At 48.7% G+C, this 20,108-nt stretch carries 27 protein-coding genes; 8 read left to right on the top strand and 19 right to left on the bottom strand.

The features are described from left to right. Position 1 precedes the first annotated feature (1 nt). The 3 genes from KNP88_RS00135 to KNP88_RS00125 all read right to left on the bottom strand — a co-directional run bounded on the left by KNP88_RS00135 (position 2) and on the right by KNP88_RS00125 (position 1,310). On the bottom strand, positions 2-484 hold the full coding sequence (locus KNP88_RS00135) for a hypothetical protein (RefSeq protein ID WP_214891793.1): 483 nt from the start codon (positions 482-484) through the stop codon (positions 2-4). Between the two features lie 30 nt (positions 485-514). Beyond that, complete coding sequence (locus KNP88_RS00130; protein WP_214891791.1) at positions 515-799, bottom strand: hypothetical protein; 285 nt, start codon at positions 797-799, stop codon at positions 515-517. A 121-nt stretch (positions 800-920) separates the two neighbouring features. Then, entirely contained in the window at positions 921-1,310 is a 390-nt protein-coding gene (locus KNP88_RS00125) for a hypothetical protein (protein WP_235195149.1), read from the bottom strand. Between the two features lie 158 nt (positions 1,311-1,468). Here KNP88_RS00125 and KNP88_RS00120 point away from each other — a divergent pair, with 158 nt between their 5' ends. Next, a complete protein-coding gene (locus tag KNP88_RS00120; protein WP_029330159.1) occupies positions 1,469-1,852 on the top strand; it encodes a hypothetical protein in 384 nt (127 codons plus the stop codon). 156 nt (positions 1,853-2,008) lie between these two features. Here the strand turns inward: KNP88_RS00120 and KNP88_RS00115 are convergent, their stop codons facing one another. Both KNP88_RS00115 and KNP88_RS00110 read right to left on the bottom strand, forming a co-directional pair. Next, a complete protein-coding gene (locus KNP88_RS00115) occupies positions 2,009-2,767 on the bottom strand; it encodes an SDR family oxidoreductase (protein ID WP_214891789.1) in 759 nt (252 codons plus the stop codon). 61 nt (positions 2,768-2,828) lie between these two features. Beyond that, positions 2,829-3,275 (bottom strand): hypothetical protein, encoded by a 447-nt coding sequence (locus KNP88_RS00110; protein ID WP_214766097.1) that lies wholly within the window; start codon positions 3,273-3,275, stop codon positions 2,829-2,831. Between the two features lie 117 nt (positions 3,276-3,392). Between KNP88_RS00110 and KNP88_RS00105 the strand changes: the two genes are divergently transcribed. After that, positions 3,393-4,121 carry an SDR family oxidoreductase gene (locus KNP88_RS00105; RefSeq protein ID WP_214891787.1) on the top strand — a complete coding sequence of 243 codons (729 nt, stop codon included), beginning with the start codon at positions 3,393-3,395 and terminating at the stop codon, positions 4,119-4,121. Positions 4,122-4,162: 41 nt separating this feature from the next. Here the strand turns inward: KNP88_RS00105 and KNP88_RS00100 are convergent, their stop codons facing one another. The 4 genes from KNP88_RS00100 to KNP88_RS00085 all read right to left on the bottom strand — a co-directional run bounded on the left by KNP88_RS00100 (position 4,163) and on the right by KNP88_RS00085 (position 6,861). Then, positions 4,163-5,158: an LLM class flavin-dependent oxidoreductase gene (locus KNP88_RS00100; RefSeq protein WP_214891785.1), complete on the bottom strand. Its 996-nt coding sequence runs from the start codon at positions 5,156-5,158 to the stop codon at positions 4,163-4,165. Between the two features lie 66 nt (positions 5,159-5,224). Then, positions 5,225-5,917, bottom strand: coding sequence for an ABC transporter ATP-binding protein (locus KNP88_RS00095; RefSeq protein WP_214811694.1), 693 nt, complete (start codon positions 5,915-5,917; stop codon positions 5,225-5,227). A gap of 96 nt (positions 5,918-6,013) precedes the next feature. Beyond that, entirely contained in the window at positions 6,014-6,400 is a 387-nt protein-coding gene (locus tag KNP88_RS00090) for a hypothetical protein (RefSeq protein ID WP_088837143.1), read from the bottom strand. A 47-nt stretch (positions 6,401-6,447) separates the two neighbouring features. Beyond that, positions 6,448-6,861, bottom strand: coding sequence for an Rrf2 family transcriptional regulator (locus KNP88_RS00085; protein ID WP_088837142.1), 414 nt, complete (start codon positions 6,859-6,861; stop codon positions 6,448-6,450). Positions 6,862-6,992: 131 nt separating this feature from the next. On the opposite strand from KNP88_RS00085, the gene KNP88_RS00080 reads away from it, so the two are divergent. After that, the gene (locus KNP88_RS00080; RefSeq protein WP_214811692.1) at positions 6,993-7,619 is read left to right on the top strand and encodes an NAD(P)-dependent oxidoreductase; all 627 of its coding nucleotides are present in this window, start codon (positions 6,993-6,995) and stop codon (positions 7,617-7,619) included. Positions 7,620-7,679: 60 nt separating this feature from the next. On the opposite strand, the gene KNP88_RS00075 is transcribed toward KNP88_RS00080, so the two are convergent. After that, entirely contained in the window at positions 7,680-8,162 is a 483-nt protein-coding gene (locus tag KNP88_RS00075; protein ID WP_214891783.1) for an NUDIX hydrolase, read from the bottom strand. A 103-nt stretch (positions 8,163-8,265) separates the two neighbouring features. On the opposite strand from KNP88_RS00075, the gene KNP88_RS00070 reads away from it, so the two are divergent. Continuing rightward, a complete protein-coding gene (locus tag KNP88_RS00070; protein WP_214891782.1) occupies positions 8,266-8,475 on the top strand; it encodes a hypothetical protein in 210 nt (69 codons plus the stop codon). Positions 8,476-8,518: 43 nt separating this feature from the next. Here KNP88_RS00070 and KNP88_RS00065 read toward each other — a convergent pair whose 3' ends face one another. After that, positions 8,519-8,938 carry a universal stress protein gene (locus KNP88_RS00065; RefSeq protein ID WP_029330103.1) on the bottom strand — a complete coding sequence of 140 codons (420 nt, stop codon included), beginning with the start codon at positions 8,936-8,938 and terminating at the stop codon, positions 8,519-8,521. An 18-nt stretch (positions 8,939-8,956) separates the two neighbouring features. Next, positions 8,957-10,420, bottom strand: coding sequence for a SulP family inorganic anion transporter (locus tag KNP88_RS00060; protein WP_214892253.1), 1,464 nt, complete (start codon positions 10,418-10,420; stop codon positions 8,957-8,959). Positions 10,421-10,590: 170 nt separating this feature from the next. Between KNP88_RS00060 and KNP88_RS00055 the strand changes: the two genes are divergently transcribed. Both KNP88_RS00055 and KNP88_RS00050 read left to right on the top strand, forming a co-directional pair. Then, the gene (locus KNP88_RS00055) at positions 10,591-11,133 is read left to right on the top strand and encodes a recombinase family protein (protein ID WP_088837135.1); all 543 of its coding nucleotides are present in this window, start codon (positions 10,591-10,593) and stop codon (positions 11,131-11,133) included. A 125-nt stretch (positions 11,134-11,258) separates the two neighbouring features. After that, complete coding sequence (locus KNP88_RS00050; protein ID WP_214891780.1) at positions 11,259-11,807, top strand: DUF4256 domain-containing protein; 549 nt, start codon at positions 11,259-11,261, stop codon at positions 11,805-11,807. A gap of 64 nt (positions 11,808-11,871) precedes the next feature. Here the strand turns inward: KNP88_RS00050 and KNP88_RS00045 are convergent, their stop codons facing one another. Beyond that, on the bottom strand, positions 11,872-13,539 hold the full coding sequence (locus KNP88_RS00045) for a methyl-accepting chemotaxis protein (protein ID WP_214891778.1): 1,668 nt from the start codon (positions 13,537-13,539) through the stop codon (positions 11,872-11,874). 123 nt (positions 13,540-13,662) lie between these two features. Between KNP88_RS00045 and KNP88_RS00040 the strand changes: the two genes are divergently transcribed. Next, the gene (locus KNP88_RS00040) at positions 13,663-14,226 is read left to right on the top strand and encodes a DedA family protein (RefSeq protein WP_214891776.1); all 564 of its coding nucleotides are present in this window, start codon (positions 13,663-13,665) and stop codon (positions 14,224-14,226) included. A 36-nt stretch (positions 14,227-14,262) separates the two neighbouring features. Here KNP88_RS00040 and KNP88_RS00035 read toward each other — a convergent pair whose 3' ends face one another. From KNP88_RS00035 to KNP88_RS00020, 4 genes are all read right to left on the bottom strand, one after another. Continuing rightward, positions 14,263-15,477, bottom strand: coding sequence for a chloride channel protein (locus KNP88_RS00035; RefSeq protein ID WP_214891774.1), 1,215 nt, complete (start codon positions 15,475-15,477; stop codon positions 14,263-14,265). A gap of 24 nt (positions 15,478-15,501) precedes the next feature. After that, entirely contained in the window at positions 15,502-15,843 is a 342-nt protein-coding gene (locus tag KNP88_RS00030; RefSeq protein ID WP_088837130.1) for a potassium channel family protein, read from the bottom strand. A 4-nt stretch (positions 15,844-15,847) separates the two neighbouring features. Next, positions 15,848-16,900, bottom strand: a complete 1,053-nt coding sequence (locus tag KNP88_RS00025; RefSeq protein WP_204251449.1) for a DUF389 domain-containing protein — start codon at positions 16,898-16,900, stop codon at positions 15,848-15,850. Between the two features lie 68 nt (positions 16,901-16,968). Then, entirely contained in the window at positions 16,969-17,916 is a 948-nt protein-coding gene (locus KNP88_RS00020) for a cation diffusion facilitator family transporter (protein WP_214891772.1), read from the bottom strand. 342 nt (positions 17,917-18,258) lie between these two features. On the opposite strand from KNP88_RS00020, the gene KNP88_RS00015 reads away from it, so the two are divergent. Next, positions 18,259-19,149 carry a GGDEF domain-containing protein gene (locus KNP88_RS00015; protein ID WP_214891769.1) on the top strand — a complete coding sequence of 297 codons (891 nt, stop codon included), beginning with the start codon at positions 18,259-18,261 and terminating at the stop codon, positions 19,147-19,149. A 166-nt stretch (positions 19,150-19,315) separates the two neighbouring features. On the opposite strand, the gene KNP88_RS00010 is transcribed toward KNP88_RS00015, so the two are convergent. Next, a complete protein-coding gene (locus KNP88_RS00010) occupies positions 19,316-19,675 on the bottom strand; it encodes a hypothetical protein (protein WP_214891767.1) in 360 nt (119 codons plus the stop codon). Positions 19,676-19,750: 75 nt separating this feature from the next. Next, a partial coding sequence (locus KNP88_RS00005) for an RNA-guided endonuclease TnpB family protein (RefSeq protein WP_214891765.1) occupies positions 19,751-20,108 on the bottom strand: 358 nt, incomplete at its 5' end.

Genomic DNA, 20,108 nt, shown 5'->3' with positions numbered 1-20,108 from the left:
GTCACTCCATGACCCGATCTTGGAATAAGGCGTTATCACTGGCGAAAACGGCCAGTTCATCTCCCGGTACAGCGACGATTGAGGCCGTCGCTTCGGCGTTCAACCGTAAATCGACCGTCCAGGATTCGTAATACGTGTCCGAGCCGTTGACGACGAGTGTCTTCCCGGAACTGAACGTCAGAAAAAGGTGCGGAATCGTTTTTCCGATGCGTACACCAGTGATTCGTTCAGTATGTAAGGTGACGATCAAGTGTAACATCTCTTCTTTCGTCATATGACGGACGACCCAATCTTTTGATGATTCGACGTCCCCATAGTAAAGACGGTCGGTTTCAATCCGTAACGAAATTTCCGGATTCATCGTGTCATATAAGTTGATGAACTCCAGGCTGACGAAACTAGCCAAGTGAATCGTCGAGAGTTGGGTTCCGGTTAAGTAGGTCGTTAAAAGTTTTCTCGCAAGTTGATGGTCTTCTTTGTTCATCTGTATACACCTCTTAATGTAAGTTTTAAGTCAGTTCAAGATGATTTCCAGTCCATACATCACCGTCATGAGTCCGGTCATCGGAAGCAACAGACACACTAACACGATTTGCAGGATGCCAGTATACACGTGCCGCACCTGACTGAGTGGTACGATCGAACATGCCGACAACAAGATCCCCGTGTAAAACAACCAACTGAATGGATGGGTAACGACGGTTCGGAAATAGCCGCTCAGGACGAGGCTCGAGGCGATCAAATAGAGAATTGAGGAGCTGACGACGACAGGGCTCAACTGACGCAATACGCGATTCAAGGGTGTTCCTCCTCTTAAACAAATGTTTCTTCCAACAAATTTACCACATATTAGTAAGTCATGGGAGTCCTAAAGAAAAAGGAATCCTATCAGTCGCGATAGCATTCCTCTTCAAACAGACTCAGTCTGCCTTTTTTAAGATGTTGAGTAACCATTTTTGCAGGTCTTTTCCGCCTTCGTAAAATGAACTGTCACGTAGTTCGAACGTGTGCCCGCCTTGTTTGATCGCTTCGTTAAACGTATCACCAAGATCACGGTTCTCCCACTTGCGTTCGTCATTCAAATATTTAAAGCCGAAATTACATTCGACATTAAATATGATGTGAAATGGTTCTTTGAATGAGTTGACGGCACGAACCATCTCGAGCAGAATCATCCGCTTTGGTGTCGATTGTTTGATGGTGTCGATCGTCGTCGTGCGGCGCCCATGAAACTCGACGACACGGACGGCACGTCCCTGGTCTGCTTTAAAATCATAACTTGTTCGGATTGAGACGATAATTTCTCTCATGCTTTCTGTCATACACTCTCACTGCCTTTCTCTCGCCTTCGAGTATACCACCCCACTCCACTATCCTTGAAGAAAAAATTTAGTATTCCGTCCTAAGACGGATTGAATACTACCATAATTTGTATTAAAATGAAGTAAATGACGAAAGGAGTCTTGTTTTGAAACCGTTATTTTCCATTATTCTAACTGTTTGTTTAGTCTTCACAGGATGTTACTGTTCTCTCGAAGCACGGACAGACGACCCGCACTTCAAATCACGGACACGTTCGATTTCGACGTATCATACATTCGATATTGAATTTTCACATGGACTCCGCGCTGATCAAGTTTCGAACCGAACCGTTACCGTCACGGATTCGACGGGGGAACGGATGCAAAATGAACTCGTTGTCATCGATGGGAAAGAGTTGCGGATTAAACCGCCTCGCTCTGGGTATCGGAAAGGACGACAATACATTATACATATCCGTGACTCGATTGATGCCCGGAAACAATTGAAAACAACGACTGTCCGCGAACGGATTTTTACTGTTGATCGTTAACAGTGAGATTCGTTTTTCTTATGTATTTTATTAAAAAATCGGACTGAACAAGCGTTATTTGCTTTCGGACAAATTAAAAGATGACGGGGATGTCCGTCATCTTGATTACGCTACAGCCCATTGCCCTATTATAGTATATGCTCTCGTCTTATCGGCCTAATAGGCACTCCATCCCCCGTCTGCAACGACGATTGCCCCATTGATGAAACTCGCGTCGTCTGATGCAAGAAACAAAGCGAGCTGTGCGATTTCGTCAGGTTGTCCGGTTCTGGGGTTCAAGCCCATCCCGAGCATCGTCCGTCCCATCCCGAACTCACTGATGTTCGTCATCGATTGTCCGATGTTCGTCTCGACGGCACCGGGCGCGATTCCGTTACAGCGAATCCCTTCTTGTGCATACATGAACGCCGTGTTTTTTGTCAGACCGACGACGGCGTGTTTGGAGGCGGCGTACGCAGCACCGGCACGCGCTCCGTTTAGTCCACCGATTGAGATGTTGTTGATGATGTTTCCGGAACCTTGTGCACGAAATAAGGGAATCGCGAGCCGCATCGTCCGCATGACGGCAGTCGTATTGATTGCGAGAACGCGGTCCCAGCGTTCATCAGTCAGCTCGTCGACCCCTTCCATCCCGTCCATGATTCCGGCATTGTTGACAAGGATATCAAGTTGTCCGTAAGCCGCTAACGTCTCGTCAAACAGTTGTTTGATCGCTTCAGCAGACGTGACATCCGTTTTGATGGCGGTCGCCGTCCCGCCGGCTGCTTCAATCGCCGCGACTACTGCGTTTGCCCCGTCCAGCTGAATGTCAGACACGATGACACGTGCTCCTTCTGCTGCAAACCGCTCCGCGATGCTCTTGCCCATTCCGGACGCCGCCCCCGTCACGATGGCAACTTTGTTTTCGAGTCTCATGTTTTTTCATCCTCTCTGCTTAAACACGACGATTTCACTTGTCTTTACCCGTTTCGACGTGTCATTTCACTTCAATCACGAAAGCCGAGTTCCCGTCCCCTTGCTCCCAATCAGCGAGGACATGATACACATAGATTCCGCGCGCATCAGGTGCTTTGAGTTGTTCGTCTTGCAGCGTAACTGTCTGTCTTGTCTCTGCATCTTGCCACTGTTCGATTTTTAAATCGTCCGGCGCAGGGCCGTCATGAAAGGCAATCGTAATCGGTGACTCCGGTCGGACCACGGTCGGCTTCAATTTTTCTGTCATTTCGAGCGGGTTCGTGTAGATATAGTCAACACATTGTCCCCGTATGAGACCATGCCAGCAATAGGACCCTTGCTGCGTCGGGATCGTTTGGTTTCCGACCGACACGTCAGGAAGCGGCGGTTGATTTCGGAATGGTTCGATGATGAAAATCAATCCAATCACAAGTAAGATGACGATTAAACGAATCGTCCGTCGTTTCATACGAATCAGCTCCTTTTTTCATAAGTGTCATCCGAAGGTTTGTCCTGCAGCAAAACAGGCAATAACTCAACAGTGAGCACAAATCAGTGAAGCAACTACTACAGGAGGTTATCAATCATGGCTGAAAACAAAGTCGTCATCATTACAGGTGCATCAAGCGGTATCGGGGAAGCAACAGCGAAGTTACTCGCGAAGAACGGTGCAAAACTTGTCCTTGCAGCACGTCGTGAAGATCGGTTGCAAGCATTAAAAGAAGAAATCGAGCAGCTCGGTGGTCAAGCGGTCTATCAAGTGACGGACGTGACAAAGACGGAGCAACTCGAACAACTCGCGAAACTGGCACAGGGGACGTACGGATCAGTCGACGTCCTCGTCAACAATGCTGGTCTGATGCCGTTGTCGCAACTCCATAAAAACAAGCAGGATGAATGGGATACGATGGTTGACGTCAACATCAAAGGGGTTCTTTACGGAATCGGGGCTGTCCTTCCGTACATGCGAAAACAAAAATCAGGGCATATCATCAACATCTCGTCCGTCGCAGGTCACGAAGTCATGCCGTCAAGCGCTGTCTACAGCGGAACGAAGTTTGCCGTTCGTGCGATTACGGAAGGTCTCCGGAAGGAAGAATCAGTCGACAATAACATTCGCGCGACAATCATTTCACCGGGAGCCGTCGATACGGAGTTAAAAGACCACATCACGGATGAAGACATCAAACAAGGAATCGGCAACATGCAGGCGATTGATGCCGACGCGATTGCTCGGGCAATCAACTATGCGGTCAGTGAACCGGATGATGTTTCGATCAATGAAATCTTGATCCGTCCGACTGCACAAAAATAAGTGGAGTATATAAAAACGGCCGACACATCGTCGGCCGTTTTTTAGTGCTGTATCATCTGTTCGGCGATCAACCGGTACGATTCGAGTCGTTTGTCTTGGTCGTAAGCATTATTGATTAACAAAAATTGATTCGTCCCGTACCGGGTTGCCAACTGTTCGAGTGCTGCTTCAACTTCCGTCGCCGTCCCGACGATGGTCCGGCGTCGGTCGTGTTGGATCCGTTTTAATTGTTCCGGGTTCCAGTCTTTCGTCCCGACAGTATCAAACGACGGGACAATCGAGTTTCCGAGTCGGATCCCTTGAATCCAGGCATCTTGTGTCGTCGCTAAGTGTTCTGCTTCTGTTGTCGTTTCGGCACAGATCGCAAACACACAGACGATGACCGTCGGCTCCTTGAACTGCGCACTCGGAATGAACTGCTCGCGGTATGTCCGTAATGTCTCTTCCCAGCGGTCCGGATTGATGAAATGACCGAAGACAAGCCCCATCCCCCGCTCTGCCGCGAGCCTTGCACTGTCCGGTGACAGACCGAGCAAATAGAGGGGAGCCGTTCGCGTGAGGCGCGGAGTCGTCTTGACGATCCGAAACGGATGCTTTGCGGACAGAGAGTCGCTTAAAAAACCGGACAATTCATCCATCAAGCGTGGGAACTCAGAATACTTATTCGCTTCCCCGTCCGTCAAGGCACTTCGTGTCCGCTCACTTCCGCCCGGAGAGCTTCCGATCCCAAGTTCGATCCGTCCCGGATAAAAGGCTTCGAGCGTCGAAAAGTTTTCCGCGACTTTTAACGGGCGGTACTGCGGTAACAGGACGCCGCCTGTCCCGAGCTTAATCGTTTTTGTCTCACTCCCCATCCGGGCAATGAATAATTCAGGCGCCGCGCTAAGTAAACCATTCGTATTATGGTGTTCGGCGAACCAGTAGCGCTCATAACCAAGCTGTTCTGCTGCTTCGACGAGTCGTTTTGTTCGCATCATCGTGTGTTCGATCGTATCCCCTTCGTGGAGCGGGACTTGATCGAGTATGCCAAGTCGCATCGTGCGTCGCCTCCTTTACTGATAAGTGTAAAGGGTCAGCCGTCCGAAAACAAAATCGGTGCTCCGTCAGACCGTGACGAGTCGCGAGTCCGCGATGACGAGTCCGTCCTTCATCTCGATTTTTCGATTGGCGCGGTCAGCAAGCTCCGGGTCATGGGTGACGAACAAAACGCCACATCCTTTTTCAGCGTTCAACCGTTTTAAAAGTTGAAAGATGATTTCCCCGGTTTCCGTATCGAGGTTCCCCGTCGGTTCATCCGCGAGGAGCCACTTCGGCTCATGGACGAGTGCCCGGGCGACGGCGACACGTTGTTGTTGTCCCCCGGAAAGCTGGGACGGCAACGAGCTGGCTTTTTCTGCAAGACCGACTTGGTCGAGTAAGGCAAGTGCCCGCTCCTTCTTATCATAGGAAACTTTTCGTCCGAACAATGGAGCCATCACATTTTCAAGTGCCGTCAACGTCGGAATCAAATGAAACTGTTGGAAGATAAATCCGACGTTCTCGAACCGGAAATCAGACAGTTCTTTACTCTTCAACTGATTGATTGGGCGGTCGCCATACAATAACTGCCCTGTCGTCGGTCGATCAAGTGTCCCGATCAGACTGAGTAATGTCGATTTTCCTGATCCAGACGGTCCGATGATGGAGATGAAATCACCTGCGTCGAGCGTCAGATTGACGGCGTCAAGTGCCTTCGTTTCGATACCGTCCCCTGAAAATGATTTACCGATGTCCTGACACTGAAATGTATCCTTCATCTGATTTCCTCCTTAAATTCATCTTGTCCTGAATGGAATTCGTGATATATTTGGAAAATCCTGCAAAACAAAAACGACCTTTAAAAAAAGATCGTTTTACGTCGAGACAGAGGGACGTTTAACCCGTTTTGCACAGACTTCATACGGAATCACATAAAACAGACAGGCGATGACGGCAAAGCGAACGATTCCGAGCACGTTCAGTTGGATATCGATGGATGATTGACCAAACGCTTGATAACCACCGATAAACAAGAGAATGGCGAAGGTCAACGTCGTCAGATAAATCAGGAGACGTAACGGTAAAGGGTACCGCCCGGCAATCCATAACATGGGAATCCCGAACAAAAATGAAAAAAGTGTCACGGCAAACGTTCCAAATTGATAAAGAAATTCATTTTCTAAGTTGTTTAACAGCGCATAACCCGTAAAACATAAAAACGATAAAAGGACACTCACAGCAGAGTAACTGACTAAGCGCATCGTTTATCCTCCTTTGAATCCGTTTACAAATCCAGACACGACCACCATCATCTCGGAATGAGACGATGGACGACATCAGCTAACGTTTCTGCTGCGAGTTCTGCTTCTAACGCCTGTTGAGCCCGGCTGAACGTCGTCTCGAGCGCGCCTTGAATCTCGCGGCCGATCGGACAATTCGGATTCGGGGACTCATGCATCATGAATAAGTCTTCTTTCGGCTCAACAGCACGATAGACCATCAGCAATGTGATATCTTCCGGCTTTAGTGTCAGGATTGCACCGGTCCGTCCCGCCTGTGTCTTGAGCAGTCCTGCTTTTCGCAGGAGACCGGTCAGGCGACGGATGACGACAGGGTTCGTATTGACACTCCCGGCAATGATTTCGGAAGACATCGGTTGTTCTTCACTTGAACTGATTAAAGCGAGTATATGCACTGCGACCGCTAGTCGACTATTGATCATTGTTTTCACCACCAATATCTTCAGTTTAGTGAGGGGATGTTTTTTTGTCAATTTCCTTGACAGAATAAATTTTTGTAACTAAAATGATTACAATTGTCATGCTACATAAACTTAAAAGGAGGAGATGTGAGATGAAAGTTGCGATCATCGGTGCAAGTGGGAAAGCAGGACGAACCATTTTAAAAGAATTAGCAGAAAGAGGTCATGCCTTGACGGCAATCGTCCGAAATGTAACCCGGACGACGCACGACTCCGTCCTCGAAAAAGACGCGTTTGCATTGACGAAGGACGACCTGTCGGGATTCGATGTCGTCATCAATGCCTTTGGCGCGGCGCCTGGAGATGAACTGCAGCATGTCGAACTCGGTCGCCATTTGATGGAGGCATTGTCAGGAACGGCAACGCGTTTAATCGTCGTCGGTGGCGCCGGCAGCCTGTTCGTCGACCGGGAACAGACGACACGCTTAGCAGATACACCGGATTTCCCGGAAGCATACCTTCCGACGGCGAAAAGTCAGACGCTTAACCTGATTGATTTGGAACAGACGACCGATTTACACTGGACGTTCGTCAGTCCGGCAGCCTTCTTCGATCCGGAAGGTGAACGGACAGGAACGTACCAACTCGCTTCAGATGTCTTGACTGTCAATGCAGCAGGTGACAGTTACATCAGTTACGCCGATTATGCCGTCGCAATTGCGGACGAGGTCGAACACAACCGCCATGATAAAGAACGCATTTCAGTTGTCTCGAAGTAACAGATAACGCCCGACGTCCTGTTCAAAAGGACGTCGGGCGCTTTTTTTGTCATGCTTGGTTTAATCCTTTACTTCAAAAGAGTGATGTAATGCCCAAATCGTAGTACCTAACTCCTCCAGTAAGGCATGTGCCCGTTTTTCGATTTTTTCCGGGAGCGCATCTTGACTGAAGTATGCCAAGTCAAAACTTTCGTCATCATTGATTTGTAATGTCCCCGTGACTTCGTGCGCGTGGAACAGGTTGATTACACTATCCGTCTGGTCTCCGTTCGGATATGTGAACTGGTAGCGTGGTCCGGAAAAGACACCAATGAGTTTGACCTTGTCCGTCACAAGTCCCGTTTCTTCATATAATTCCCGGATTGCGACTTCTTCTACTGTTTCTCCGAGTTCCATCGAGCCCCCCGGTAATCCCCAATCGTTTGTATCGGAACGGTGTTGGAACAAAAGTTGTCCTTGCTCATTGATGACAAGGATTGTCGCACCGACGCTGATAATCGGTCGACTGCCGATGAATTTTCTTAATTCTGTTATGTATCCCACGTGTTGTCCTCCTTCGTTACGATTGCTTCCTTCACTGTACCCTCTTTTGTAAAATACTGTATGATATGAAAGTCAGTTCATTTTACCAAAGGAGTGGATTTTAGTGAAGTCGTTTCCTGAAGAACTAGACCTGTTGTCCTTATTTTCAGTAGAACCGGATGAACCGGTTCCGCTCTTCTATTACGACGAATCGACGTATCCGATTCTGTTGACTGGGGCCTTCGTACTTTACCGTATCGGCAAATTGACACCCGGACTCGCCTTTAAAATCAAAAATAGACCACACTGTTGCAACGGCAACAAAGTGGTCTGAAGCATCTGTAGAGCATCACTTTTGAGACAGCCCCCTCGTCCGGTCATTTGACGATCATGACGGGGCTTTTAACGCGTTTCGCGACTTTATGGCTGACGCTGCCGAGGACCATTTCCTGAAGCGAGTTCAACCCGCGGCTACCGATGATCGTCATATCCGTCGGCTGCTGATTCGCATGCTCGACAATGGCCGGCCCCGGTTCCCCGCGGAGGATTGTAACGTAATAGGACACCCCTGCCGCTTCGAGCTTTTCTTCGACCGGTCCGAGCTTTCGTCGCCGTGCGACTTCTAGCGCTCCGCTCCCCTCCGAATGCAAGACTTCTTCGCGTGCTTTCGCGAAGTCCGCGACGAAGACGACCTCAATCTTGCTCGATTCGTTCAAGCGTGCGAGTTTAATCGCCTCTTCCGCTGCACGGACAGAATGGTCAGAACCGTCGACGGCTAATAGAATATGATTGTACATACAAATCACTCCTTCAGGTTAATGGGGTGAGGACTTCGAATCCGGTCGGTTATGAATCGCCAAGCGATCGACGAGACGTTTACTTTCCGGATTCAATCCAAGGATCGTGATACTATTCTGATTCGACATCAAGCGTAACATTACCTTGTCGATGGCACCGACTCCTGAATCATCCCAAATTTGTGTCGATGAGAAATCGATGATGATCACAGTATCGTGGACCTCATAATCAAAAGATGCGATGAAGTGATCGACGGAAGCGAAGAAGAGTGGTCCCTGGACGGTATAAATCGTCTGATCCTTCTCCTGTCGCTTGATGACGTTGATTTTTGAGACTTTCGCGACAAAGAACAAGGCGCTCAAGATGACTCCAGTGATGACTCCGATTGATAAATCATGTGTTGCGACGACCGTGATGACCGTCGTCAACATAACGATTGCATCGGCTTTCGGCGCCTTTCGGATATAGGTGAAGGACGACCAATCAAATGTTCCGATTGAAACCATGATCATAATCCCGACAAGAACCGGCATCGGAATTTGAATGACCCAGTTGCCGAGGACGATGATTAAGAACATTAAGAACAGTCCCGCGACGAGCGTCGAAAGTCGACCACGTCCTCCGGATTTAACATTGATGACGGATTGTCCGATCATCGCACATCCAGCCATCCCTCCGAAAAAACCGGTGACGAAGTTCGCAATCCCCTGCCCCCGTGCTTCGCGGTTCTTTTCGCTCTCCGTTCCCGTCATGTCGTCGACAATCGTTGCTGTCAGCAACGATTCGAGCAATCCGACGATCGACAAGGCGAGTGCGTACGGGAAGATGATGCCGAGCGTCTCGAATGTGAGCGGAACGTCCGGTAAGAAGAACGATGGCAATGACCGCTCGATCGTTCCAAGGTCTCCGACCGTCCGTAAGTCGAAGCCGAAGTAAATCGTCAGTCCCGTCAAGACGATGATGGCAACGAGTGGTGCCGGAACCGCGTTGAACAAGCGCGGCAACAAATAGATGATGGCGAGTGTGATACCGACAATGACATACGTCAACGTTGAAATCCCGACGAAGTGCGGGACTTGTGCCATAAAAATCAAGATTGCCAGTGCGTTGACGAAACCAATCATGACGGCTCTCGGGATGAACCGCATGAAGCGGGCAACCTTCAAGATACCGAATACGAGTTGAATGACACCGGTTAAAATCGTTGCCGCTAATAGATAATCCAGTCCGTGTTCCTTGACGAGCGGGACCATCAGGAGTGCCATCGCACCGGTCGCTGCTGATATCATTCCCGGACGTCCGCCGACGAAAGCGATGATGACGGCGATACAGAACGAGGCATACAAGCCAACCATCGGATCGACACCGGCAATGATCGAGAAGGCGATCGCTTCCGGAATCAATGCGAGGGCGACGACGATTCCCGCTAAAATATCACCGCGGATGTTTGAGAACCACTGTTCCCGGAGTGTCAAATTCATCATTTTCGTTCCACCTTTCCTTCCACCCCTACAAGGTTTCCCGTATACTAAGGGGGGCCCGAATGGATGGTTTCGTTGAATGTCCGTTAAGCGTACCACTTAAAGTATCATAATGGAACTGTTTTGGGACGATTGATTTTACGACTAGTGTACGATGTGAGGAGAATTTTATGATTATCAGTTATATGCGTCCGTTTTATGAAGATCCGGAATGTATCCTTCAAATGGAAGCCGTTCAAGCCTTCAAACCCGAACGCCAAGTCATCGAAGAACACGCTTCGTCCAAACGACGGGAAGCGCTCGAACAGTTAATCGCTTCACTGGCGACGGGGGATGTGGTTGTCGTCTCGCAACTTTATGTCTTGGCTGACTCATCGCGCCATTTGATTGAATTGCTTGAACAAATCGAACAAAAGCAAGCATACCTCGTGACGATCCGGGAACAAATCGATACCCGCGAACCGCTCACGCACTCGTTTCGAGAACTCGTCGAACATCTTGTCGCCCTCCAAAGCGATGTCGTCAGTATGACGACACGCCAAGGGTTGACGAAAGCGAAGGCGGACGGGAAACAGACGGGCCGCCCGCGTAAAGCAGATGCCAATGTCAAACGGGCAATCGAAATGTATCAAAGCAAACAGTACAACCTCGCTGAAATCCGTCAAGAAACGGGGATTAGCAAAAGTACGCTCTACCGCTATTTGGAGCAATGACTAGAGAGCTGTTAATCAAATCCGTGTTTCCTTCCGAAGTGACAGGAAACACGGATTTTTCATATCTTACAGTGAAAGTGGGTATACTGACTGTAACGAGTAGATGAAGAATGGAGGTACTCCCCATGACTGCAACGGAAGAAAAACAGACATTACTGAAACAACTTGAAACCCGCTTCAAAGAACAGATGCACCGGCACCCGAATGTCGACTGGGCTAATGTCGAAAGACGCTTACAGGAACAGCCTGATGCCTTAGCGGTTCTCAAACGAATGGAACAGACCGGTGGTGAACCGGATCTCGTCACGGACCCGGACGCACCCGATGACTTAACCTTTTTTGATTGCGTCAAGGAAAGTCCGACGGGTCGCCGCAGTTGCTGTTATGACCAGGCTGCCCGCGAGAAGCGTAAAAAAAATTCACCTGCGACGAGTGCGCTCGAACTGGCAACCGAGATGGGGGTCAGCTTGTTGACAGAAGCGCAATACCGAATGCTGCAAGCACTCGAACCGATGGACCTCAAAACATCAAGTTGGATTGCAACGCCATCATCGATTCGTGACCAAGGAGGTGCGCTTTATTGCGATCGCCGGTATGATACGGTATTCGTCTATCACAATGGAGCGGATTCCTATTATGCGAGTCGTGGCTTTCGCGGCTGCTTGACGCTGTGACGTGAAACAGAGATAAACCAAGAGTTACTCCGTGCTTACGTTGGAGTGTGTCTTGGTTTTTTGTTTACCGTCTAGTCAAGGTGTGGTCACTTGCATCAATCGCTCGTTCAAGGAGTTGGACCTGTTGATGCATCGTATCTCCATGACGTTTTAACTGTTCCTGCCGCGCGATGTTCACATTCATTTGATCACCCAGCGTCTTGCCGTACGTTTGTAACGTCAGTAAGGTGTGCTGGATGGTCTTGAGGTGCGAGGCGACTGCTGGATTCACCGTATTGACAGCATGGCGTTCCAGCTCGACGTGTCGTAATGCTTCTTCAATCCGGGATGAACCGGAAAATAGCTGGGTCATCCCGTCCGTCGCTTGACCTAACTGTTGGAACGTGTCATTGATGTGGGTCGTCATCTGGCTTAAATCGCCTTCCATCGTCGTGACACTCGCTGTCAATTCGTCGTTGGCTTGATTGATGCTCCGAATCAAGTGCGTCACGTCAAGCGATAGCAGTTCGACTTCTTTTGCGACGATTGCGAAACCACGCCCCGCTTCACCGGCGCGCGAGGCTTCTATCAAGGCATTAAGCGATAACCGTCGTGTCGCCTCAGCGACGCGTTGAATCTGCTGAATGGAGTGGTTCATCGAATCATTTTTTTCACGTGTGCTGTGTAGTGACCGCAAGACAACATCGGACGACATATGTAACGTCTGCGTTCTGATTTTCAACGCATCAAGAATGGTTTCTTCCTGTACGATCTCCGACTGGAACTGGACGAGCGTCCGTTGACTCTCTTGTAGTGATTGATTCATCCGTTCTAACGCTAACGAGGAGGTGTGCAGGAGTTGATTCGTTTCTTCGACGACAGATTCCACTTCCCGTGAATGGGTGCTCAAGGAAGTGGCGACTTCTGAGATCGCCGTCACCGACTCCTCGGTTGCCGATAGCTGGCTCATGAATTCCGGTTGCATCTGTTTGAGCTGGTTACTCGTTTTGCCCAGTTCATCCGTCAAGCTTGTGATTTGGTTCATCAATTGATTGTACTGGAACACTAACTGTTCGACTTCAAACGTGGTGGTCTTAAGTGAAAGCGGCCGATAGTTCCGTTTCGCGTGGGCCTCTTCAATCTTCAGCGAGAGGACGGATAACGGGGCCAGCTGTTGTTTAATCCGGAAGCGGATTAGCAGACTGACGAAAAATAGGACCGCGAGGCTTAAGGTCCCGAGTTCGAATGCCAGTGCCTTGGCCGGACCGATCAGTTGATCCCGGTCGACCGATAAGAAGACGATCGTATCGAGTTCCTGAATCGCTTTTGCCAGGATGAACCGGTCTCCATGTGTTACCGTCGTGACGGTTTTCGTGTTTAAGTCGCGCCGGACGGTGGTTTGCTCGGTGTTCGTTAATGCAATTGCCGGGAAAACCTGATCTTTCGTACGGAACGTTTCGAACGCAGCTTCATAATCATCTTGCGCAAGATCCGCCAACTGTTGATTTTTCGTCCGTTTCACCGCTTGATTCCGCGCTTTATTCGCTTCCGGATAGGTCAGCGCAATCGCTTTGACGCTTGTATCGAGCATCGTTAACTCCCGTTCGAGCCGTTCCGTCACTGACTTCGTCGATGTCTGATATACTTCATAGACGCTCAGTAAACTAATCGTCAGTAAGCCGATTCCGACTAACGGAATTAACCACCCGTTCAATTGTTCACTCAGCAATGGTTTTCTTTTTCTAGGTCTCATGGCGTATCATCTCCTCGTCGAGTCTATCGGAGATGTCGACCGTTTCATTTATGAAGGGCGTGTAACGATTCGGTAAACTTCTGGTGCGGGCTGCCGCTACACGACTTCGAAAGGAGAAATGACATGACAAACTGGCAAATCTGGATGGACCAGTATGGGTATCTCGGTGTCTTTCTCGCCCTGTTCGCCCACTTTATCCCGACCGAACTGATCATGAGTTATGCCGGCTTTTTAGTGGCGACGAATCAGCTCTCCTACGTTTTGATGCTTGCGACGGGCGTCATCGGATTCGTCCTGTCGCAACTCGTTTTGTATGGTCTCGGCTACTTCGGCGGTGAACGGCTGCTGCATGTGCTGACGAAGTGGCTTCACGTACGTCCGGACCGTTTGCAACGCGCCGAACACAACTTACGCCAGTATGGTGGCTGGTACCTGCTCTTGTCCCCGCTCTGGAAAACGGTTTTTGCGTTTGGTGCCGGGACGGTCCGGATTCGCTTGACGACATTTTTACTTTCAACGGCACTGTCTTTTACGGTCTGGTCCTTGCTCTTCATGACGAGCGGTTACTATCTAAAGGAACGCTGGGATCTCGTTGCCACATTTGCCATGAAACACGTCTCCTGGATGGTCGTGTTCGTCGTGCTTTCTGTGCTCGTGATTCGTTGCTGGAGCAGGAAAAGAGATTGATTGAAGAAATCAAGGACCGCATGACTCGTCTGACGTTTACTTGATACTTCCTTCGATTCGAATCGAGATTTGTTTAATCAAGATTGCGACGAATAAGATGAACGGGAAGAATTGAAGTGGGAACAAAAATAATAACAACGTCGCCGTGACGAAAGGTTGTTTCAAAATGACGGTACAGCTCGCAGCAACGGCGACGGCGACGAGTAGTCCGGGTGTATACGGAAACGAGACAGCAAACGCGAAGCCGATGGAGGTACTCGAGAAAATCGCCGGAAAGATTTTCCCGCCCCGCCATCCGAATGAAAAACAGAGATTCGTCAGCAAAGCTTTTCCGAGCGCAAGCAAGACTAAAAAGAGAATGGATTGATCGAGCGCTTCTTTTGAAAAGTCTAATAGTTCATGTTCACCGGAAAATAAAAAATACGGTGACCAGATACCAAACAAACCGATGGCGAGTCCGGCGCTGATTGCGAGTCCAAGCGGTGATGGATATTTGATTGCAAGCTGGTCCGTCCATCGACCAAGAAGAAGAAACACTGCTCCGAAACCTGCCCCGATGAGGATTGCCGGGACTAAGAAGTAAAAGACTTCCCGCGTCCAATTGACTTCTGGGGTACTGATACCGAATACGGAAGCACTCGGGAAAAGACGGTTCAACAACGTAAACGCTAAAATCCCGCATGCTGTCGTAATCCCGTACAAGAGGGCTTTCGTCAGTTTTGATTGAAAACGACGTTCTGCGATTCCCTCTTCGATCGCTTCACTGACACCGACGAACGGTGCATAAAATATCGTCGCTAACATCGCCCCGATCCCGAGTTCAAGCAATTGTTCCTTTTTATGAATCGTCCACGTCATCCGGTCGCCGATCCACGTCATCAAGCCTCCCAAAATACTGACGAGTGCCGCTTCCGGACCAAGACTTGCCCCGAACGTCAAGACAAGTAATGCCGCGCTACTGTTTTTGATAATCGCCCCTTCATACGTAACACGTCCGGTTTCCTGAAATTCATGTAACGTTTCGTGCATCGTCTTCGGATAATCCCCGATGTATTTCTGGAACAGTCCAATCAACACCCCACCCGTCGCTCCCATCCAAAGCGGGTACCAGGTGCTGTCAAACGTTTCCGGTAATGTCGTCCACACGAGATGAATCAATGCGTTGACGACTCCTAAAAAAAGTGACGCGACTACACCGACGAGAATCCCGAGTAAGCAACTGTAGAAGATAAAAACCAGATTGAACTTCACATCATTCCCCTCCTCCTTTAGACCTCATTTCGGCTTCCGTTTCGTTTGATGAAATTCTTTTAACGCCCGATTGAAGTTGGCAATGACGGCACTGAGGACCCCGATGCCAAGCAACACGTAGACCATCGAAAAGATTTTTCCGAGTGGCGTGATCGGATGAACGTCACCATAGCCGACCGTCGTCAATGTCATGACCGCTAAGTAGACGGAATCGAGATACGTCAATTTTTCGACGCTATGATAGAAGAACATTCCGACCGCGAGTAAGAAGACGACGGAAAACATGACCGCTTTCTGTTCTTCTTGGCGAAACAGGATTCGGACGACATGAAACATGTTTCGCATCAATATGAAAAAGGCAATCATCGAATCAGTCCTTTAATTGGAATGGAAGTTCATCAAGATTGAATGACCGGTTGCTGAACCAGCTGGATTGACGCAACCGTTCTTCGAGATAACGGTTCAGGACGGCTGCTGCTTGTTCGCCCGTCAAGGCGTTGATGTCCGGGACCTGATTGATCACCAAGTCTGTATCCGCTAATCCATAGTCAGGTAAGCTCGATTCGATTGCCGTCACCTCTTCTTGAGACAGGCGTTTCCCGGTGACCGTCACCGTCAATTGTTCTTTTTGTTCATCATAGGACTGGTCAATCACCACGTTTTCCGCGAACTGCTCATCGATTAACGACGTGATCCCGGTACTGATGACACTCTCCTGGACTAACGTCACGGCAGAAAAAATACTGGGGATCGTAATCAGGATGGACAGGACGGCAAGTGCAATGTTAATGCGAGGGTTTTGACGTTTATTAGCATTCACTGCAGAAGCAATGCCCATGAACCGAATACCGATGAACGTCGCAATCGTGATGAAGCCGCAATTGATGACGAATAAATAACTCGATCCTAAAAAATAGTCCAAATTCATCGTCGCAATCGAATAGCCGACCGTACAAAGAGGCGGCATTAAAGCGGTCGCAATCGCGACACCGGGGACGATGTTATTGCTGACTTTTTTTCGCGCACCGATGATGCCTGCCGTCCCGCCGGCAAACGCAATCACGACATCCCAAATCGTCGGTGACGTTCTTGCAATGATCTCATTACTTGCATACGTGATGGGTGAAATGGAAAAGTATAACGTTGCCACAATCAGACTGACGGACACTTGGACAATCAATAATTTCGTCGCACGTTTGAGGAGTGTTAAATCGGATACGGATAATGCAAATCCGACACCTAAAATAGGGGTCATCAACGGCGAGACGAGCATCGCGCCGATGATGATTGGAATGGAGTTCATGTTCAGACCGATTGAGGCAATGAAGATTGAACACATGAGAATAACGGAGTCGCTCGGTGTTACTTTTAAATCGGCATACATCTTATCTTTAAATTCACTCGGCGAATAATGATGATCCATTATTTAATCAACTCCTTTAAAACAAAAGGACAGCTGTCGTGAACGATGCATGATGTTGTTTCATTTAATTAATGGTGATGCGAATGAGGTGCGGCACTCCCCTCGAGTTCACAAAGTAAGGCATCACTATGCTCGTGATTGGCAGTCTCGATTTGAATCGTCGCATGATGGATATGTTGATCTTCAAGCTTATGCTTGATTTCCTGAAGTAACGCCTCCCCTTCAGCAATCGACATGTCCCCGTCCGTGACGACGTGACACGACAGGGCATTCAATCCACTCGTGATCGCCCAGACATGTAAGTCATGGACGTCGTTGACACCCTCTGTCCCTTGAATCGTCGCGGTGATTTCTTCGAGATTGACGTTCTCAGGGACACCTTCCATCAAAATATTGACGGCTGATTTCGTCACGAAGTAACCACTTCGTAAGACGAGCAGCGCTACGATGATACTTGCGAGCGGATCGGCCCAGTTCCAACCGAAAAACATGATGAGCAAGGCTGCGGCGATCGCACCAATCGAGCCGAGCGTGTCACTCAAGACATGGAGATAGGCACCTTTCATGTTCAGGTTTTCTTTGACGTCCCCACCACGTAACATGATCCAAGCGACAAGCAGATTGACGAGAAGACCGATGACACTGACGATCAGCATCCCTGTCGAGGCAATCGACGTCGGCTCTGTAAAACGACGAATCGCTTCATAAAAGATATAGAGCGAAATCCCGATTAAGGCGACACCGTTGATGACGGCAGCCAGGATTTCGAAACGTCTGTATCCAAACGTCTTACTGCCGCTCGCTGCCCGTTCCCCGAGCTTAAACGCGACGAGCGAAATCGCGAGTGACGCCGAGTCACTTAACATATGTCCGGCGTCAGCGAGAAGTGCCAAACTATTCGTCAAGTATCCGCCAATCACTTCAACGATCATAAATAGTGTGATGATGGAAAAAGCAATCAATAATACACGTTTGTTTCCAGTGTGTGCATGGTCGTGCCCGTGGTCATGTCCCATTTCATTCTCTCCTTTAAAAAGTGTTGTCTGCAATTCGGACAGTCGATTGTCCGTAGATGCACGCGGAAAGGATGAAGCAGCTTCTTGTTTAAAGCAGATTGCAACCCGTTCAATTCCTCGTATATTGCAAGTAGTTCCTATCAAGACCATACCCGAAAAAGTCTGGAAAGAGTCACGTGTTTCCATTTTGTTTGAAAACAAGTCTTCTTTCAAAAGAGAGTGATTAAAACTAACGTTTCATCTACTAATTATTTAAATCCCCATTTACACATAAAAAAGTAAAAAATTTGCAAATTACATGGTACGATATAGGGCATACAGATTAGAAGAAGGTGACCTTGCATGCTTATTTTAGGAATCGGTATCGGTATTCTTATGACGCTTGGCTTCATGAAACTCAAAAAATCAAACGCTACTCCCCCACCATCAGTCGAACTGATTGGCCACCATACGAAAGATATCGTCTATGTGTTCGAAGTAAAACCCATTCAACGTTTTCGCTACATCAGTCCGTCGCTTGACGAACATCTCGGTGAAGGCATCGTCGCTGCGAGTTACGCCGACCCCGCTGTCTGCTTCGAACGGGTTCATCCGGAAGACTTCGATCTTCTCGTCGCAAAAGCATCGGGAACAGGAAATTACGAGACACCCTTTTTGCAACGGTGGCGGACGAACGAAGGACATTATATTTGGTTCGAAGAATACTCGACCCCGATTTATGAGAATGGACAGCTCGTCGCTATTCAGGGAATCATTCGCAATGTCGAACGGGCGATCTCTGAAAAGCAAAATCTGGAACAACGCTGTCGGACCGATGCTTTGACAGGACTCTATAACCGATATCAATTTGATACTATGGTACGGGAACTCGTGACGTGCGAACATGTTCCACTCGGCGTTCTGTTATTCGATTTAAACGACTTGAAGATTCAAAATGATCATCACGGTCATGCCGCTGGAGATGGTCTACTCAAAACGACGGCTACGATTTTGAAAAATCACAGTCAAAACGTCTACCGCATTGGTGGTGATGAATTTGCAATCATCGAATCGCACTTGTCGTGTGACGAAATGGAGGCAGTTCGCTCAGCTATTCATACTGAGATGGCTGCGTCCCAAATTGCGATTGCCTCTGGTCTCGCGATGGGTGCTGCAGACGACATTGAGCAGCTCATCGCACAAGCTGATTCCGCAATGTATGCCGATAAATCAGCACAAAAACAATTGTCATGAACACGACATCACTCCTTCGGAGGAATTGGAAAAAACAGCTACGGTAGAAAGCACCTTAGCTGTTTTTTGATGTAATTCATGATTGTTTAACTTGTAGGAGAAAAGTGCTTTAAATATACTTGTTGCTTGTTTAATTATTGTTATAAAAGTATTACGGTAATTGAAATTAATAAATATTTTTGTCGTGCAACGTTCTGTTCGTTTTAATCACTTCCGGCAATCGTTCCAGGCACCGTGACACGGATTGTTCGATGTACTGGATGATTTCGGAATCATCATCGGCATATACCTCTAGTGGTTCTCGTGATAGCGTTACATCGTGTTGAAAGTCGGCTTCTAATTCCGCGATGAGTGTCGGCAGATGGTTTTTAGCATACCCGTCGATTTCAAATGCTGGAATCGTCAGGGGTTCGTTTGTAAGTCCATACTGTTTGATGATCCGTCCATTCAAGCGCTGAAAGTCACGGTAGGATTTTTCTAAATCTGCTTGCCATTGCCCGCGCGAGCTGTACGCGACTTTTTCCAATTGAACTACCTCCACCTACGCTTCGCTTAGAGGTGGAGGATTCCTGAGTGATCCGACCTAACGGTCGAAAATTGATCAGGCTAACCCCGTCGTCCCGACGGTTGAAGAAGCTAGGATGCGTTCAGCTTCTTGTTTGATGTTCAGTCCTGCGTTCACATCACGGTCGTGATGGATCCCGCAACTCGGGCATGTCCATTCACGCAAGCCAAGATGCTTCACGTCTTTGTGTTGATGTCCGCAACGGGAGCACAGTTGACTAGAGGCGAAGGTCTTTCCGACTTTCACGACGGTCTTCCCGTACCATTCCGCCTTGTATCCGAGCATGCGGAAGAACTCCGACCAACTGACCTCCGAGATCGACTTGCTTAACTTGCGATTCTTCTGCATGTTCTTCACCTGCAAGGTCTCGATGCCGATGACGTCGTGGTTTTTG

This window comes from Exiguobacterium sp. H66, assembly GCF_018618705.1.
GTDB classification, from domain to species: Bacteria; Bacillota; Bacilli; order Exiguobacteriales; family Exiguobacteriaceae; genus Exiguobacterium_A; species Exiguobacterium_A oxidotolerans.
The sequence above is the reverse complement of the archived record's forward strand: the minus strand, read 5'-3'. Positions and strand labels throughout refer to the sequence as shown.

What these genes read in the sequence shown, in the direction of transcription:
- KNP88_RS00135 (WP_214891793.1), bottom strand. Translation starts at nt 484, where the DNA reads ATGAACAAAGAAGACCATCAACTTGCGAGAAAACTTTTAACGACCTAC.
- KNP88_RS00125 (WP_235195149.1), bottom strand. Translation starts at nt 1,310, where the DNA reads ATGAGAGAAATTATCGTCTCAATCCGAACAAGTTATGATTTTAAAGCA.
- KNP88_RS00115 (WP_214891789.1), bottom strand. Translation starts at nt 2,767, where the DNA reads ATGAGACTCGAAAACAAAGTTGCCATCGTGACGGGGGCGGCGTCCGGA.
- KNP88_RS00110 (WP_214766097.1), bottom strand. Translation starts at nt 3,275, where the DNA reads ATGAAACGACGGACGATTCGTTTAATCGTCATCTTACTTGTGATTGGA.
- KNP88_RS00105 (WP_214891787.1), top strand. Translation starts at nt 3,393, where the DNA reads ATGGCTGAAAACAAAGTCGTCATCATTACAGGTGCATCAAGCGGTATC.
- KNP88_RS00100 (WP_214891785.1), bottom strand. Translation starts at nt 5,158, where the DNA reads ATGCGACTTGGCATACTCGATCAAGTCCCGCTCCACGAAGGGGATACG.
- KNP88_RS00095 (WP_214811694.1), bottom strand. Translation starts at nt 5,917, where the DNA reads ATGAAGGATACATTTCAGTGTCAGGACATCGGTAAATCATTTTCAGGG.
- KNP88_RS00090 (WP_088837143.1), bottom strand. Translation starts at nt 6,400, where the DNA reads ATGCGCTTAGTCAGTTACTCTGCTGTGAGTGTCCTTTTATCGTTTTTA.
- KNP88_RS00085 (WP_088837142.1), bottom strand. Translation starts at nt 6,861, where the DNA reads ATGATCAATAGTCGACTAGCGGTCGCAGTGCATATACTCGCTTTAATC.
- KNP88_RS00080 (WP_214811692.1), top strand. Translation starts at nt 6,993, where the DNA reads ATGAAAGTTGCGATCATCGGTGCAAGTGGGAAAGCAGGACGAACCATT.
- KNP88_RS00065 (WP_029330103.1), bottom strand. Translation starts at nt 8,938, where the DNA reads ATGTACAATCATATTCTATTAGCCGTCGACGGTTCTGACCATTCTGTC.
- KNP88_RS00060 (WP_214892253.1), bottom strand. Translation starts at nt 10,420, where the DNA reads ATGAATTTGACACTCCGGGAACAGTGGTTCTCAAACATCCGCGGTGAT.
- KNP88_RS00055 (WP_088837135.1), top strand. Translation starts at nt 10,591, where the DNA reads ATGATTATCAGTTATATGCGTCCGTTTTATGAAGATCCGGAATGTATC.
- KNP88_RS00050 (WP_214891780.1), top strand. Translation starts at nt 11,259, where the DNA reads ATGACTGCAACGGAAGAAAAACAGACATTACTGAAACAACTTGAAACC.
- KNP88_RS00045 (WP_214891778.1), bottom strand. Translation starts at nt 13,539, where the DNA reads ATGAGACCTAGAAAAAGAAAACCATTGCTGAGTGAACAATTGAACGGG.
- KNP88_RS00040 (WP_214891776.1), top strand. Translation starts at nt 13,663, where the DNA reads ATGACAAACTGGCAAATCTGGATGGACCAGTATGGGTATCTCGGTGTC.
- KNP88_RS00030 (WP_088837130.1), bottom strand. Translation starts at nt 15,843, where the DNA reads ATGATTGCCTTTTTCATATTGATGCGAAACATGTTTCATGTCGTCCGA.
- KNP88_RS00025 (WP_204251449.1), bottom strand. Translation starts at nt 16,900, where the DNA reads ATGGATCATCATTATTCGCCGAGTGAATTTAAAGATAAGATGTATGCC.
- KNP88_RS00020 (WP_214891772.1), bottom strand. Translation starts at nt 17,916, where the DNA reads ATGGGACATGACCACGGGCACGACCATGCACACACTGGAAACAAACGT.
- KNP88_RS00015 (WP_214891769.1), top strand. Translation starts at nt 18,259, where the DNA reads ATGCTTATTTTAGGAATCGGTATCGGTATTCTTATGACGCTTGGCTTC.